Raw genomic sequence first — 15,567 nt, 5'->3', positions numbered from 1 at the left:
TCGAAGGAGTTCCATTTAAAGATGGGATTGAGATCAATAAATCAGATCAGGTCGCCGCTTAATGAAGATCTCATACACCAGATTTGACAATAACTCCCTATTTTTAAGAAAGACAGTTATCGTGGCTAACCAGAACCCTAGAAATATGGTTATACAAAGCTTCCAGTTCTCTCTCCAGTCTAAAATTTTTTGTACTGCTTTCTGCCAAGGCGAGGTCTCCAAGCACCTCTTGAAGCTCCTCTTTTGAATACAAACCAACAAAATGGCTCAGATTGGAATCTCTCCCCAACCTGGAAACGAGGTCAGCCTGGCTAAAGTTTTGTCTGGCCAGCAAATCCCTATCACGTGCCCGAACCTTCAACGTAATTATATCTGAAGTTTCAATCTTAAATTGTGCCATTTCCATCTCACCCTCTTAACATGTATTTCCTCACAAGCCTTATCTTCACGATAGCCTCCTGAGGATCAAGGTTCCTTAACTCACTCACGAAAAATGGGACGCAATACTTTATGACCTTCTAATATGAAGTCTCGTACTTGAATGCAGACAAAATATCTCTTTATCAACATTGTTCTCTATCCAAAAGCAAATTCCTTGCCTTTTTTATAACTAATTGATTTAAATAAATAATTTCATACCAGCCCTGTGAAATATTTAATATTTACCCAATATACGGGGAATAACCGGCATTCTTCATGGCAGAGAGAGGAGAAGAGGGAAGGGAATCTAAATATAAAATATAGTAATTTCAATTAGATAGATATGATACCGCACTATAAGAAACCCTTTTTTTAGAAGATATCCAGATGATGGTTTTCCGTCACCCTTTAAAAAAGGTGAAAAAGCACCTAAAAAGGATCGAAGGGGCTATTTCCCCTCCTATCTGGCGACCTCGACAATCATTTCCAGTTCAACCGGGGCGTCGAGTGGGAGGTTGGCAGCACCGAGGGCCAGGCGGGCATGGCGGCCAATACTGCCAAAGATCTCAATAAGCAGTTCTGAAGCCGCATTTGCAACAATAGATTGTTCTGTGAAGCCTTCGGCGGAGGCCACATGTGCGGAAAGCCGCACGATTTGCGTGACCTGATTCAGAGAACCGCATTCGGCCCGAATGACGGCCAGTGCGTTGAGCAGAGCAATACGGGCCGCTTCCTCACCCTGTTCCAGCGTTAGAACCTTCCCGATCTTTCCGGTAAAAGGAAGCTTTCCCTCTACCAGAGGAATCATCCCGGACAAGAAGAGGAGATTCCCGCTTCGAATGGCCGGAACATAAGTGGCCACCGGGTGCGGTGCCGGGGGAAGGATCAGGCCGAGAGAGTTCAGTTTTTCTTCTGCATGCATTTTATTGGTCCACCAGCGGGAAAAAGCTCTCCCCAAACGGAAGAGGGTCCACCTGAAAGAACTCCGCCAGGGTTTGGCCCAAATCGGCAAAACTCCTTCGCGTTCCCACATCCTTGCCCAATCCACGCGCTCTTTGATGAATCAGGAGCGGGACATATTCCCGCGTATGATCCGTCCCCGGAAAAAGCGGGTCGTTCCCATGATCTGCCGTCACAATCAGCCAATCGTCTTTACGCATCTTTGATGTAATCTCCGGGAGTCGCTGGTCAAACACACGCAAGGCATCGGCATAGCCCTGGGGGTCATTCCGGTGCCCATAAAGCATATCAAAATCGACCAGATTGGTGAAAATCAACCCAGAATCGATCCGCTCCAGAGAACGAATCGTCTGGTCAATACCTTCCTCGTTTCCATGGCTATGAATCACCTCAGTGATCCCCTTCCCGGAAAAAATATCCTCAATTTTTCCAATTCCAACAACGGGAATCGCCTGTTCTTTCAGTCGGTCCAGAAGGGTTACTGAAGAGGGTGGCAGGGCAAAATCACGGCGACGGATTGTCCGTTTAAGAGTCCCCGGTTCTCCCATAAAAGGCCTGGCGATGACCCGTGCCACATGATGCGGCGGACTTAAAAGCTTTCGTGCCATTTTACAGATATCATAGAGGTCCATCGGCGAGATGATGGCCTCATGTGCGGCAACCTGAAAGACGGAATCTGCCGAGGTATAAACAATCGGCGAACCGGTTTTTAAATGATGCGTACCAAGCCTTTCAATAATTTCCGTTCCGGATGCAACACAATTTCCCAGGATTTTTTTTCCAATGGCACCCTCAAAGGGGGCAATGATTTCGAGAGGGAAACCCTTTGGATAGGTCGGAAAGGGGATTTGGGTCACCACCCCCATCATTTCCCAATGTCCGACGATCGTATCCTTTCCCGCCGAGCATTCCACCATGCGTCCAAAACACCCGCTTGGATTGTGAACCGGCGTGATTCCCCGGAAAGCACCCAGGCGTCCCAGTCCCATTTGCTCCAGCCTCGGAAGGTCAATCTCTCCCACGGAGTCGGCAATATGACCGAGGGTATCACTTCCTTCGTCACCATACTTTCCAGCATCCGGAAGTGCCCCGATCCCCAGCCCGTCAAGAACAATCAGGATCACCCGACCTTTTGGGTACACAACCGACACAAGACCTCACTCTTTCTTCTCAGTTGATATTTACGGACGGCGTTGTTATGCTCCCGAATTGTTTTTGAAAAATGGTGCGTCCCGTTATTCTTTGAGACGAAATAGAGGTAATCAACATCTTCGGGATAGAGGGCCGCATATATGGAATCCCTCCCGGGACTTGCAATCGGACCAGGAGGAAGACCTTTTACTTTATAGGTGTTATAGGGCGACGCATTTCTTAAATGCTTCCTTGTCAGATTTCCATCGAAATCTGACAAGGAGAAAATAACCGTCGGATCGCTCTGAAGCCGCATCTTCTTTTTAAGACGATTATGAAATACCCCAGAGATCAGTCCCCGCTCGCTTCCAACGGCCGTTTCCTTTTCAATGATTGAAGCAAGCGTCAAAACCTCCAGTTGTGTCATGCCAATCTCATCCGCTCTGTTCTGGAATGACGTGTCATAAACGGCCTGTAACTGCCTGACCATAATCTGAATGACTTCGATGGGGGGAGTCTCTTTGACGAATTTGTAGGTTTCAGGGAAGAGGTAGCCTTCCAGGCTCTCCGCTTCAATCCCCAGCTTCTTTAATACGTTTGTATCATGAGTTGCCTCCAGAAAGGCATGTGAATTAACAAGTCCGGATTTCTCCAGGATGGCTGCGATCTCTCTCGAGGTTAAGCCCTCCGGAATAACCACCCGATGAAGAACAACCTTCCCATCTACCAGCACCTTTAGGATCTCCATCGGACGCATCGCCGTGTGGAGTTGATATTCTCCGGGCTGGATTCGCGTCTCACCTCCGGTTACTTTTCCAAGGATATTAAAATAAAAAGGCCGGGTAAGGAGACCTTTGCGGTCGAGAAGATCAATCACCGTATGGTAGGAAGCGCCCTTGGGGATCTCGACTGTTTTTTGTACGCTCGCCGAAGAAGGCGCTTCATCCAGAAATTGCACCCAATGCATCACACCAAGAAAAAGGATGGTAATAAATAGGAGCCATTTTATTCCAGGTCTCATCTTCAATCCAGCCACCCACTTGCGAAAAATGCCCCGAGTCTGCGATTGTCCTCATAATATGCACTCAGGAAGAGGACCTTTCATTTTTAAACGGCGGCGAAGCCTCCCACTCATGGAATCTTGCCTCTAGATCGCTCAGGCCCTTTTCAAGCCGTTCAAAATCAGAACCGCGTGGGATCTTGATTCGGGCAGCAACCTTTTCACAAAGATCATCCATCTTTTGGCACCACTCCTTTTCTCCTTTCTCGGCAGAATCAAAAAAGGACTTTAACCGAAGTGCATCTTTATTTTGACTCTCCTCCCCCTTCTTTTCAAGTTCGGAGATGACTTCTCTGGCCTGTGTTGAAAGACCAATGCCAATTAGAGCAAGCTTTCTTGCCAAGGTAAACATCGCATGCCTCCTTCTCCCCTAATGCCCCGATTGTGGAATTAGAAACCGCAGACTCGCCTGAATATGCTGCCTTCTCGGCCAATGGTTTCCTCACCGTACAAGTTAGACCGCCTCAATCGCCCTTATGGCCTCCGGCCTTGTCTTTCAGGCGACTTATGTGGTTTGCCCCAAGATCAATCGCAGGTTTTGGGTTCCGGGTCAACCTGCCATTTTTTTAATAATTTCTATTGCCCTTTCCAGGGCCAGGTCCAGCTTTTTCACATTCTTCCCCCCCGCCTGGGCCATCTCCCGCTTTCCACCACCGGTCCCACCAATCACGCCCGCAATTTCCTTAACAATACTAGCCGCTGAAAACCGATCCGTCCAGTCTGAAGTCACCATGACGACCAGCGTCACTTTATCAGCATTGGGGGCAAGCGCACCAACAATGACAAGCCCTGACTTCAGGAGATCACGAAGATGATCCGCGTGGGCACGGACTTCCTTAATATTTGCAGGGGGAATTTTTTCTGAAAGAACCGAGAGCGATCCGATCTTGCGGACCTTCGACAAAGGATCGGGAGAATGCTTTTTCCGCTGCGACCGAAGCCGTTCTATTTCACGATCTTTCTCTTCCAATTGACCCAGAAGCCGCTCGGCCTTCTCGAGTACTTCCTCCGGACGACTCCTAAATATCGTCGCTATTTTTTGAAGGGTAAGCTCCTGATCTTTCACCCAGCGGTAGGCCTCAGGCCCGGTCAAGGCGTCAATCCGGCGAACTCCGGCAGCCACACTGCTTTCACGAATAACCTTGAAAAACCCAATCTCCCCTGTATCCCGACAATGGGTCCCTCCACAGAGTTCCCGGCTGAAATCGGCCACCTCGACAACGCGAACCTGATCGCCGTATTTTTCATCGAACAGGGCCATCGCCCCTGTTGCAATGGCCTCTTTGAGCTTCAATATACGGGTCTGAACAAGCACCGCCTCCCGAATACGTTCGTTTACCCCCTCCTCAATTCGGTCGATTTCCCGGCCCGTCAAGGAAGAGAAATGTTGGAAATCGAAGCGAAGACGATCCGGTGTAACAAGAGAACCCGCCTGTTTGACATGATCTCCGAGAACCTCCCTCAAGACTGCATGGAGAAGATGCGTCCCGGTATGGTTTCGTGCGGTATTCCGGCGAGCATCCTGATCAACGATTGCATCATACCTACCCCCGACCGTGATCTCCCCCTGGACTACTTTTCCGCGATGGAGGAAGAGATCTGGGAGGGGCTTCTTTGTCTGAGTAATCTCCACTAAAGCAGATGAGGACGCAAGCGTCCCCCGGTCCCCCACTTGGCCCCCTGACTCGGCATAAAATGGAGACGGGTTAAACATCAGCTCAACGGTCTCTCCTCCGTGTGCCGAATGAACCAACTCTCCATCTTTGAAAATGGCCAGGAGGGTAACCACCTCTTCAAGATGGTCGTAGCCTGTAAAACGTGTCTCTCCACTCTCTTCCAGAACCTGCCGGTAAAGCGGATTCTTCTTCTCCACTCCACGCGGTCCTCCATCTCCAACCCAGGAGCGCCTGGCCCGCTCTTTCTGACTCTCCATCGCCTTATGGAAACCGCCTCTATCGAGAGCCATTTCCGCCTCCTCAGCAATCTCTTCGGCAATATCAAGAGGGAAACCATAAGTGTCGTATAACCTGAACAGTTCCTCCCCCGGGAGGACCGTGGCCCCTTTAAGTTTCAAGCGCTGAATGAGTTCTTCGATCAACTGGACGCCCTGATTCAGGGTGTGGATGAATCGCTCTTCCTCGCCCAGGACAATACGATTGATCCGTCTACGATTTTGGACCAGTTCCGGATAGGCCTCCTGCATCAAGGTGATGACATCCCCAGTCAGTGTAAAAAGAAAGGGATCATGGAATCCAAGCTTCTTCCCAAAACGGGCCGCCCGACGAAGAATCCGCCGAAGGACATAGCCCCTTCCCTCATTCGACGGCACCACACCATCACTTGTAAGAAAAGTAATCGCGCGAAGATGATCGGCAATCACCCGTCCCGACATCGAATCCCTTATTTCATCTTCCGGGCAATTTGCACTTTTCGCAATCGCAGAAAAAAGCGGTTTAAAAAGATCGGTATCGTAATTACTCAGAACGCCTTGACTGACCGCCGTGAGCCTTTCGAGCCCCATACCCGTGTCTATACTCGGTTTCGGGAGGGAAATAAGCTTCCCATCAGACCCCCGACTATACTGCATAAAAACAAGATTCCAAATTTCAAGGTAGCGGTCGCAATCACATTGACCAATGCCGGGACAATCCGGATGGACGGCAGCCCCTTGATCAAACATCACCTCGGAACAGGGACCGCATGGCCCGACATCGCCCATCTGCCAAAAATTATCTTTCTCACCCAGGCGGATGATCCGGTCAGAGGGAATCATCTTTTTCCAGAGGGCCGCTGCCTCATCATCCTCATGGAAAACCGTTACCCAGAGAGAGGATGGGTCAAGCTGGTATCCCTCGGTCAGAAGTTCCCAGGCATAGGCAATGGCGTCTTCCTTAAAATAGTCTCCAAAAGAAAAATTGCCGAGCATCTCAAAGAAAGTGTGGTGCCGTGCCGTCTGACCAACATTTTCCAGGTCGTTATGCTTCCCCCCTGCACGCATACATTTTTGGGATGAAACTGCACGGGAGTAAGGGCGTCGCTCCTCTCCCAGAAAGGTCGATTTAAACTGGACCATGCCGGCATTGGTAAACAGAAGCGTCGGATCATTTGAAGGAACGAGCGGAGAACTCGAGACCTGCTTGTGACCATGGCTTGAAAAATAACGTATAAATTTAGAACGTACTTCTGCTGCGTTCATCACCTGTTTCCTGGATAACCGCTGTTTCGAAAGACGGTTAAAATACTTTCCGCACTAAAACCTTTCCGCTGTAAAAACGAAAATGCCTTACGGCGCAAACCGAGATTCTGAAGCTTACTCAACTCTTTATACCGTTTCAAAAGCGCCCTCCGCGCCACGCGAACCGGATCCCATTCCCCGGAAAGGCCCTCAAGAAGCCGTGCAACTTCCGGAGGGGAAAAACCCTTTTCCTTGAGCTCAACTTTCAGACGGAAGGGGCCAAGATATCGGTTCTCTACCTGATATCGCATCCATTGCTCAGCAAAACGTTCGTCATCCAGCACCCCAACCGCTTTGAGGTTGGAGACAACAACCGAAACAACCTCCTCGGAAAATCCCTTCTCCCTTAACTTTACAGCAATCTCATGGGAAGTTCGATCCCGATAAGAAAGCATCCGATAGGCCTTCTCTTTGGCTGAAGAATACAAGCGGTCTTCTTTCCCCTTACCATTCAGGGAAGAACTTGCCTTTTCCCTCACTTTCAAGAAAACTTCATCACAGGGAGCGGAAGAACCCGATCTGGAAGGGCTTCTCTGAACCGCTCCATCAAAACCGGTCGACGTCAAACTTCGCACTTCCGTCCTCCTTGTCCTGCGACGCTTCCCAACTTTCACTCGTTGACTGGATGCCCTTCATCTTCAGCGTAAAATCGTCCGGACTCTGTGCCCATTTCATCGCCTCTTCATAGCTCACCAGATTCTTTTTAACAAGATCATACAAGGACTGATCAAAGGTCTGCATTCCATACTGGGATGCTCCCGCGGAAATAATATCGCGAATATGCCGCGTCTTTTCCGGATCAATAATAGCCTCACGAACGGTTTGCGTCACAACCATAATTTCAGCGGCGGGGACGCGGCCTTCCCGATCTGAACGGGGCACCAGACGAAGCGAGACGATCCCATGTAAAACAGCCGCAAGTTGCGCCCGCGCCTGTTTCTGTTGGTAAGGGGGAAAGACAGAGATGATCCGGCCGATTGTTTCAGTGGCATCGACCGTATGGAGTGTACTCATTACCAGGTGACCGGTCTCGGCAGCCATCAGTGCAGTCGAGATTGTTTCAAAATCCCTCATTTCCCCAACCATAATCACATCTGGATCCTGACGAAGCGCATAACGAAGCGCACTGCTGAACGATTCGGTATCATATCCGATCTCTCTCTGGCTGACGATTCCTTTCCTATCTCTATGGAGAAACTCGATGGGATCCTCAATGGTAATAATATTTGCAGTACGGTTCTGATTCACATGGTCAATCATGGATGCCAGGGTGGTTGATTTTCCACTGCCAGTGGTCCCGGTGACCAGAATCAGGCCCCGGCGTTCCATCGCCAGTTTTTCAATAACCAGAGGGAGAAGGAGATCCGCTATTGACAAGGTCTTCATGGGAATAACCCGGAAGACCATCCCGACCGTCCCCCGCTGTTGAAAGACGTTCACACGAAATCTGCCAAGACCCAGTCCGCTGTAGGCCATATCAAGCTCCCGGTGCTTTTTAAATTTTTCCTTCTCAGCCGCATTCATAATTGAAAACGCCAGGCCAACAACCTCTTCCTGCTTGAGCTTCATGGAAACATTAAGGGGACTCAGTTCGCCGTTGATCCGGACCATCGGCGGAACCCCGACCTTGATGTGAAGATCGGAAGCGCCTTTTCCTATGGCCGCTTTTAATAACTCGCCAATCTTCATTGCGCTTCCCCCTTCATTTCGTTGTGATCATCCATTACTAGAGTTCCTATCGCTTACCCTTTTCTCTCCCGACCGAAGGGGAACTTCCAGGTAACGTTTTTTCCGTCACCGCCGCAGATGCAGGCCCAAAATCCTTGAGTATTTCCTTCTCGATAGACGCCGCCATCGCGGGGTTTTCTCTGAGGTAATTCACGGAGTTGTCCCGCCCCTGGCCGATTCGTTCTCCCTTGTAAGAGTACCAGGCACCACTTCTCTCAACAATCTTATTCTCAACCCCGATGTCCAGCAATTCTCCTGTTCTGGAAATCCCGACATTAAAAAGAATGTCAAACTCCGCCTTTCGAAATGGGGGCGCTAACTTATTTTTAACAACCTTGACGCGGACACGGTTTCCAATAACGGTCTGCCCATCCTTAATTGCCTCGATGCGTCGAATATCGAGCCGGACGGAGGCATAAAACTTCAGGGCGTTTCCTCCAGTCGTGGTCTCCGGATTGCCGAACATGACACCAATTTTCATTCGAATCTGATTGATAAATATGATACAGGTCCGCGACTTTGAAATCGCCGCCGTCAGTTTCCGTAAGGCCTGAGACATCAGACGGGCCTGCAAGCCCATGTGCGAATCACCCATCTCTCCCTCAATCTCCGCACGCGGGACCAGGGCTGCCACCGAATCAATCACAATGACATCAAGCGCACCACTGCGAACCAGGGTCTCGGCGATCTCCAAGGCCTGCTCACCGGTATCCGGCTGAGAAATAAGGAGATCATCGCTCTTTACTCCCAGGCGTTGCGCGTATTGGAGATCGAGTGCATGTTCGGCATCGATGAATCCCGCAGTCCCTCCGGTCTTTTGCACCTCAGCAATGGCATGAAGGGAAAGCGTGGTCTTACCCGAGGATTCCGGTCCATAGATCTCAACAACCCGCCCACGGGGAAGCCCCCCCACCCCCAACGCGATGTCGAGTCCAAGGGAACCGCTTGAAAAAACAGGGATATTTGGAAGTGCATCCCCCGCCCCCAACCTCATAATCGCCCCTTTTCCAAACTGTTTCTCTATCTGAGCTACTGCCAGTTCGAGCGCCTTTCCCTTGTGATCTTCTTTCTCGTCTTTTCCAGCCATTTATTCTCCTCAAAATATTTTAAAATGTGATTATTTATGCAACCATCTAAACAACGCTTTTTTTATCGAAAAACTTCGTAACGATTCAGCATGCCACTATTTCTCTTCAGGGCAAGACACGAGGAGTGCAGAACCGCAACGTATGTCCATACTGAGGATTCGAGCACGGCAGCAACGCTGCCATGGAGGAATGGGTCTCGCGAAGCCAAAGAGGGGGTATGCTGAATTGTTACTATCCTCTGAGCGGGGCCGCCAGTATACACTTATACAGCGACCCCTCCGGCCTCAACTCACTTTCCATAAGCATGACTTCCTTCACCTCACATCGCCCCAACTGCACATTTTCTTCCTGCTTCATCCAGGGGCTCAGATGATCTGTCTCGCCTCCCCCCTTACGGACCCGCCCCAAGGTAACATGAGGCTGGAATGGGCGTGCCTCCACCGGGATGTCGAGCGCAGCAATGCCGATTTTATATTTCTTTTGCATTGCCATGAGCAAGGGCGATTCAGAAACGCCAACCCAGATGAGCTTGGGCGACTGCCGTTCAGGGAACGCACCCAAACGGGCAATCTCCAGCGAAAAAGGAGGGAGATTGTTCGCAATATCCGGAACGACCTCTTTCACCTGCAGGTATTCAGGGAAGGCAAGTTCTCCCAGAAAAACAAGGGTTAAATGGAGCTGCGCCGGGGCGCCCCATCTGACTGACGGGAACCGCTCCCTTCCATCCTCCTGAATTGCAATACATTTTTCCCGAATCTCCTTAGAGATCGGTAAGGCAATAAAAAGACGAGCCGTTTTAAATCCTCCTTAATTAAAGGAAAAACTGATACACTTACCCCTCTTTTTATACCATTTTTTTATGTTTTATGTAACTCCCAGGGTCTAATGCGGTAGATCCTATTTCTCCGACAGATTCCTAAGATATTGTCGTACCCGCTCCAGAGCCATTTGCGCCGCACTTGACTGGATCGACTCCCGGTCCCCATCAAATCGAAAAGAGAAAGACCTTGCCTCATTACCATCGGAAAGAGCGATATAGACCAGCCCGACCGGTTTTTGGGCCGATCCGCCTCCGGGTCCGGCGATTCCTGTGACGGCAAGTCCCAGATCGACCCCTGCTTCTAGACGAACCCCCTCTGCCATCGCTGAGACCACCTCCGGACTGACGGCTCCCTTTGCTTTCAGGAGCCTCCCCGAAACCGATAGCAATCGTTCTTTGGAGCGATTGCTATATGTCACACATGCGGACTCGAAATAACGTGAACATCCCGGAACCCGCGTCAGGCGGGCCACAACACGTCCCCCTGTACAGGATTCGGCAACCGCAATTCGTTTTCCCCGCTCCAGAAAGAGGCGGCCCACCACCTCTTCCAGACTCTCTCCCTGAAAGCTATAACAATATGGCCCCCATCGCTTTTCGATGATCGCAGTGACATCGCCGAGTGCCTTTTCAAAATCACTGCTTAAGAACAGATCTGCTCCGGCGGGTGCAGGAGTCATATTCAACAGGACACTCGTCTCTAAGGGGGTGTCTGCAATCCATTTCTCAAGATCAGCCTGCTTGATCCCACACATCCGAATCAATCTGTTTGGACGCCCATCAGCCAAAGGGATTCCCCACATCGTTGATCATCCATCGAGCCAGATGGAGGATGCCCAGAGCATAACCGGCCGCAATGAGATCGTCCACCATCACGCCCCATCCGCCCGGAAGCCGTTCAAATATTCGAATCGGAGGAGGTTTCGTGATATCAAAAAGACGAAAAGATAAAAAGCCAGCGATCCACCAGATAACAGACGCGGGAAGAAAAAAGAGGACAATCAGCATGGCAACAATTTCGTCGATGACAATTTCGCTGGCATCTTTCTTCTTAAAAGAAGCCTCATATAAATAGGATGAATAGACCCCCAAACCAAAGAGAAGAAGGAGGAAAAGCATGAATATGGCCGTTGGGAGATGTTGAAGAAGCAGAAAGAGCAGCAGAGCAAACAAACTCCCGATCGTACCGGGAAAGAAAGGAAAATAGCCCACCCCCAGCCCGGTCGCAATTAAAGTCGACCATTTCATGTAGATATTACCCCCTTCGGTGGCCCCTGAAAACCTGATGATCTCACTGAATTATCTAATGATAAATGTCTGGGTTTAGTCGACTTGCGCCAGTCGGATATACGCATTGTACCGACTCTTAATTTCTCGTACGTAGTTGACTGGCTCCTGACCCCGTACATATCCGTGACGTGCCTTCTTTGCGTATTTTCGTTTCGATAGTAACAATAAGGCTTTTTCTACATGGTTAAACCAGCGATTCGGGTTCCAGCCTTTTTGCCTGGCAAGCCGTCTTGCGTCTTTGATGTGGCCTGCCCCTGCATTGTAGGCCGCGAGTGCGAACCACATACGGTCTTTTACATCCAGTTCCGGTTCAAAACGATTACGGACCCATTCCATGTATTTTACCCCGGCATGAATTCCTGTTTCGGGGTCTTCTATCTCGGTGAGTTTTAATTCTTTTGCGGTGCGTGGCATCACTTGCATCAAGCCTTTCGCCCCGGCCCATGACCTTGCTTTCGGGTCAAAACGACTTTCCTGGTACATTTGTGAAACGATCAGTCGCCAGTCAAAACCATATTGTTCGGCATATTTTTTCACAAGTATATCGTAAGGTGAAATCGACCCATCCGGATTAAGGTCAAGGCGTTCCTGTTTGTGTTTTTTTATCTTGTGCGGGTTCTTAAAATATTTTTTATACGTGATATTGTAAAAAAGTCCTTTGTATTCTTTTTTAATAAATTGATTAATCGCAGCTAAAAGCTGTGTGTCTTTTTCACGAACGGCCCAGGCATCTTTGCGTGGTTCGCCAAGCGAAAATGTCGCCTTTATATCTTCGCGCCAGGTCAGTTCTATATCAAGTATGTGGTTGTCTGATAAGGTGAGATCATATTCTCCACTGGCCACTTTTGCGATGATTTCTTCTGTTTCCATGGTTTCGGGCGCTTCCTTCAGATTAAACTTTATACTCTGCGATTTAAGATTTTCCAGCGTAAGCCAATAAGCACTTGAGCGGCGCACGTGAATGCTTCTTCCGGAAAGGTCTTCCGGTTTGTTTAATGATGTATCGTCGGGGCGTGTGACGATCATTTCGGATGCAAAATGAGTATGACGTGAAAAAGTGATGCCTTGCGCTTCTCGTTCGTTTGTGGCCGTCATAAAGGCCGCAATCATATCCCCTTTGCCTTTTATCAACATGGGGATCAAATCCTCATGACTGGGAGCAACAATAATTTCTAGTCTGAGTTTGTGTTTTTTTGCAAAGGCGTTCACCAGTTCATATTCAAAACCCAGTAACTCGCCCCGCCATAAAAAATAAGATGCCGCATTATTTCGCGTCAGCACGCGTAGGGTTTTGCGTTTTTTTATGCTCTCAAAATCATCCAGAAAAATGCTTTCCTGTTTTTTGGCAAGTTGTTCCTGATTCAGGTATCGGTTCAATGCCTTCAAAAGTTGCTTATTGTCTTTTCGAATACCCCAGGCCAGTGCCCTTTCATTGGTCAGGTTGATGGCAACATTAAAATCACTTCGATAAAGAGCTGTCTGTTCTAATGTATTGCTATCCAGAATCGTTAAATCTATTTGTTTGTTGGCGATCTTATCGAGTATTTCATCTTCATCCAGATTGCCCGCCAGAACCTGGCTTTTAATTTCAGGGAATTCCTGCCGAAGCGCATTTAATGTTTCTTCATACGATGTATTTTTTTGGACAGAAACCGTTCTGTTTTTTAAATCCGATGGACGCTTTATGGACTGATCCTTGGCATGGGAAATTAGTTGTTCTCGTGAGTGATCGATAGGAACCGTAAAGGCAATGTGCTGCTTTCGGCTTTGGGTGACGGTAAGATTGGCGGCAATAAGGTCGCCTTTGCCTTCTATAAGATGCGGAATCAGTTCCTCAAAGTTTTTCACGTAAACCAGGACCGGTTCAAGTTTGATACTGCGGGCAAAGTGAGCTGCCAGCTCCTGCTCCATATCCTGCGGACGACCTTCTCTGGGAAGCCATGAACCACTGCGTTGAGGCACCAGGATGCGGAGCCTACCACGGGATTGAAGTGCCGCAAGATCACCTTGCTCAAGGTAAACCTCTGATATTGCCTCTGGTTCAGACTTTGATTCACTCTGTTTCGCAACTGGGAATTGTGTTTCTGTTTTGCGTTCCGTTGTGGACGGTGTCTTTCCGTCAGAACAAGACACCAGGAAAATCAGGGCAAGAAGAAAAAGAAAAACCGGAATCGGAGAGCGTGATTGCATATTTATACCTATGTAGTTCTATATTGAGTAAATTTCTGACAGATTTTGAGGGACATCCACACCTAATTGAAGAACTCCTTTATGAATGGATGCCATCTGGAAAATCTAACACCACCCAGACGGTGGAGAAGAACGATGGCGGTCTCTCGGGCATAAAGCGGAAAGGTTTCAGGTTCGGGCCGCAGAGAAAGATACAAGTGTCATGGCCTAATCTTCCTTTGTATCCGCAGGGTCGGACACCTCACTCAGACCCACCGCGGAGGAAAGCGCTTCTTTTTCAATCATCGCGTCGTCAATTGTCAAAAGGAAGGTGACCAATTTCTCCAGTTCCCCTATCGTCAATTTTCGACTGTAATCGGACGGCATACCGTCTCCGTCTCGAAACCCAGGAAGGATAAATGCCGCCGGGTTCAGAATCGACTCCTCGACATATTCTCGTTCTGTCGTCGCCTTCGCACGTCCTTCTGAGACTGCTTTTTGGTATTCCGGAGAGGCCAGGTGAAGCGCGGCAGTGCTTTTCATGGCCAGGATGGGTCCGATGAGGCCGTCCCGGGCGATCGAAACTCCAGGAATCCTGTGGCAAACAAAACAGCCGGTTCTTTCAATGATTGCCTCGAGCGAATTCGTCACTTTTTCGGTTTCGGCCAGACTCTCAATGGAGGCAAAAACCTTGGGCGAACCGTCTGGCAGAGGGAGTTCCTTCTTAAAGTAGTTTTGCCAGTCTTCCTTCGCCGTGACCTTGCTGAAATCCCCGGGCGTGTCTTTTGCCTGAAGGTAGGATGCGACGGCAATGATTTCATAATCACTCAAAAGAAAGGGCAGGTGGTTCATGACCTGCATTTCGCTTCTTAGATCGTCGCTTCCGGGAATGCCGAAACCTTCGACCACATAGCAATCCGGGCAATAGATCGATTCTAGGATGTATTCCCCTCCGGTCCTGGCTTTTGCATTAAGACCGGAGACCGGTTCGGGGGCTTCGGCATATTTCTCTGAAAACATCTTGTAACGCGCGCCTTGTGTTCGCCCGTGTGATCTCGCTTCAAGACCTCTCAGATCAGGACAACGGTCCTGTTTGTGTCCTTCCACAAAAAGATGACAAAAAGCGCACTTTCCTTTCCCAATAGGCATCCGGTCAAATTTCCCTGAGAGGGCAATTTCCAATGTCGGGTTGTTGGTCCCGAAGATGACGAACTCCCCTTCTTCCACCAAGGTGGCCGCGGAGAAAAGTTTTTCAAGGTCTGGCGGTGCCTCCTGTTTTATTGTCGTCTTCACACTTTTTTTAAGGTTTTTACGACCCTTGAAGACAAAAACCGTCAGGCCAACCGCAGCGATGAGAACCAAGGCCAATTTCCACTTTGGGACGGATTGCTCATAGAAAGGATTACCCATATTGTAAACTGACTCCTCTTTTGTATGAAGATCTTGCGGACAGACCAAGAATAATGAAACGGTGGGGCGAACCCCAGTCACTATTTAGTACCACAGTCTTCCATATGGATTAAAGGGAAAAAATTAGCGTATGTTCCCACCGTCAGGATGGGAATTGAATACTAAAACTCCCTCCGTTTGGGAGTTATAACTGAAAGTGGTGTATGGAGGGCTTGAAAAAAAGCGGCGTATCTGGTTGATTTGAAACTGCGAATGA

General features: G+C 49.1%; 14 protein-coding genes. All 14 read right to left on the bottom strand.

The window, feature by feature from the left end; genetic code table 11:
* Positions 1-103 precede the first annotated feature (103 nt).
* The 14 genes from EYQ01_08560 to EYQ01_08495 all read right to left on the bottom strand — a co-directional run bounded on the left by EYQ01_08560 (position 104) and on the right by EYQ01_08495 (position 15,311).
* Positions 104-406, bottom strand: coding sequence for a hypothetical protein (locus tag EYQ01_08560; GenBank protein HIE65844.1), 303 nt, complete (start codon positions 404-406; stop codon positions 104-106).
* 474 nt (positions 407-880) lie between these two features.
* Positions 881-1,342 carry a RidA family protein gene (locus EYQ01_08555; GenBank protein ID HIE65843.1) on the bottom strand — a complete coding sequence of 154 codons (462 nt, stop codon included), beginning with the start codon at positions 1,340-1,342 and terminating at the stop codon, positions 881-883.
* A gap of 1 nt (position 1,343) precedes the next feature.
* Positions 1,344-2,522: a phosphopentomutase gene (locus tag EYQ01_08550; GenBank protein ID HIE65842.1), complete on the bottom strand. Its 1,179-nt coding sequence runs from the start codon at positions 2,520-2,522 to the stop codon at positions 1,344-1,346.
* Complete coding sequence (gene mltG, locus EYQ01_08545) at positions 2,501-3,532, bottom strand: endolytic transglycosylase MltG (GenBank protein HIE65841.1); 1,032 nt, start codon at positions 3,530-3,532, stop codon at positions 2,501-2,503. Before mltG ends, EYQ01_08550 begins: the two co-directional genes overlap by 22 nt.
* Before the next feature lie 64 nt (positions 3,533-3,596).
* Positions 3,597-3,923 carry a hypothetical protein gene (locus EYQ01_08540; protein ID HIE65840.1) on the bottom strand — a complete coding sequence of 109 codons (327 nt, stop codon included), beginning with the start codon at positions 3,921-3,923 and terminating at the stop codon, positions 3,597-3,599.
* Between the two features lie 198 nt (positions 3,924-4,121).
* On the bottom strand, positions 4,122-6,767 hold the full coding sequence (alaS, locus tag EYQ01_08535; GenBank protein ID HIE65839.1) for an alanine--tRNA ligase: 2,646 nt from the start codon (positions 6,765-6,767) through the stop codon (positions 4,122-4,124).
* The gene (locus EYQ01_08530; protein HIE65838.1) at positions 6,767-7,381 is read right to left on the bottom strand and encodes a hypothetical protein; all 615 of its coding nucleotides are present in this window, start codon (positions 7,379-7,381) and stop codon (positions 6,767-6,769) included. The genes alaS and EYQ01_08530 overlap by 1 nt, the downstream gene beginning before the upstream one ends.
* On the bottom strand, positions 7,353-8,495 hold the full coding sequence (locus EYQ01_08525; protein HIE65837.1) for a type IV pilus twitching motility protein PilT: 1,143 nt from the start codon (positions 8,493-8,495) through the stop codon (positions 7,353-7,355). Before EYQ01_08525 ends, EYQ01_08530 begins: the two co-directional genes overlap by 29 nt.
* 46 nt (positions 8,496-8,541) lie before the next feature.
* Complete coding sequence (gene recA, locus EYQ01_08520) at positions 8,542-9,621, bottom strand: recombinase RecA (GenBank protein ID HIE65836.1); 1,080 nt, start codon at positions 9,619-9,621, stop codon at positions 8,542-8,544.
* Between the two features lie 232 nt (positions 9,622-9,853).
* Complete coding sequence (gene thpR, locus EYQ01_08515; protein ID HIE65835.1) at positions 9,854-10,402, bottom strand: RNA 2',3'-cyclic phosphodiesterase; 549 nt, start codon at positions 10,400-10,402, stop codon at positions 9,854-9,856.
* 117 nt (positions 10,403-10,519) lie between these two features.
* Positions 10,520-11,122, bottom strand: a complete 603-nt coding sequence (locus tag EYQ01_08510; protein HIE65834.1) for a nicotinamide-nucleotide amidohydrolase family protein — start codon at positions 11,120-11,122, stop codon at positions 10,520-10,522.
* Positions 11,123-11,222: 100 nt separating this feature from the next.
* The gene (locus EYQ01_08505; protein HIE65833.1) at positions 11,223-11,690 is read right to left on the bottom strand and encodes a phosphatidylglycerophosphatase A; all 468 of its coding nucleotides are present in this window, start codon (positions 11,688-11,690) and stop codon (positions 11,223-11,225) included.
* Between the two features lie 75 nt (positions 11,691-11,765).
* Positions 11,766-13,922 carry a transporter substrate-binding domain-containing protein gene (locus tag EYQ01_08500; GenBank protein ID HIE65832.1) on the bottom strand — a complete coding sequence of 719 codons (2,157 nt, stop codon included), beginning with the start codon at positions 13,920-13,922 and terminating at the stop codon, positions 11,766-11,768.
* A gap of 207 nt (positions 13,923-14,129) precedes the next feature.
* Entirely contained in the window at positions 14,130-15,311 is a 1,182-nt protein-coding gene (locus EYQ01_08495) for a hypothetical protein (GenBank protein HIE65831.1), read from the bottom strand.
* Positions 15,312-15,567: the final 256 nt, after the last annotated feature.

Source organism: Candidatus Manganitrophaceae bacterium, from assembly GCA_012960925.1.
In the GTDB taxonomy this organism is placed as follows: Bacteria; Nitrospirota; Nitrospiria; order SBBL01; family JAADHI01; genus DUAG01.
The sequence above is the reverse complement of the archived record's forward strand: the minus strand, read 5'-3'. Positions and strand labels throughout refer to the sequence as shown.

Excerpts from the sequence above, each read along its gene's own strand:
- EYQ01_08540 (HIE65840.1), bottom strand. The coding sequence starts at position 3,923 with ATGTTTACCTTGGCAAGAAAGCTTGCTCTAATTGGCATTGGTCTTTCA.
- EYQ01_08495 (HIE65831.1), bottom strand. The coding sequence starts at position 15,311 with ATGGGTAATCCTTTCTATGAGCAATCCGTCCCAAAGTGGAAATTGGCC.
- recA (HIE65836.1), bottom strand. The coding sequence starts at position 9,621 with ATGGCTGGAAAAGACGAGAAAGAAGATCACAAGGGAAAGGCGCTCGAA.
- EYQ01_08510 (HIE65834.1), bottom strand. The coding sequence starts at position 11,122 with ATGACTCCTGCACCCGCCGGAGCAGATCTGTTCTTAAGCAGTGATTTT.
- alaS (HIE65839.1), bottom strand. The coding sequence starts at position 6,767 with ATGAACGCAGCAGAAGTACGTTCTAAATTTATACGTTATTTTTCAAGC.
- mltG (HIE65841.1), bottom strand. The coding sequence starts at position 3,532 with ATGAGACCTGGAATAAAATGGCTCCTATTTATTACCATCCTTTTTCTT.
- EYQ01_08560 (HIE65844.1), bottom strand. The coding sequence starts at position 406 with ATGGAAATGGCACAATTTAAGATTGAAACTTCAGATATAATTACGTTG.
- EYQ01_08500 (HIE65832.1), bottom strand. The coding sequence starts at position 13,922 with ATGCAATCACGCTCTCCGATTCCGGTTTTTCTTTTTCTTCTTGCCCTG.
- EYQ01_08505 (HIE65833.1), bottom strand. The coding sequence starts at position 11,690 with ATGAAATGGTCGACTTTAATTGCGACCGGGCTGGGGGTGGGCTATTTT.
- EYQ01_08555 (HIE65843.1), bottom strand. The coding sequence starts at position 1,342 with ATGCATGCAGAAGAAAAACTGAACTCTCTCGGCCTGATCCTTCCCCCG.
- EYQ01_08525 (HIE65837.1), bottom strand. The coding sequence starts at position 8,495 with ATGAAGATTGGCGAGTTATTAAAAGCGGCCATAGGAAAAGGCGCTTCC.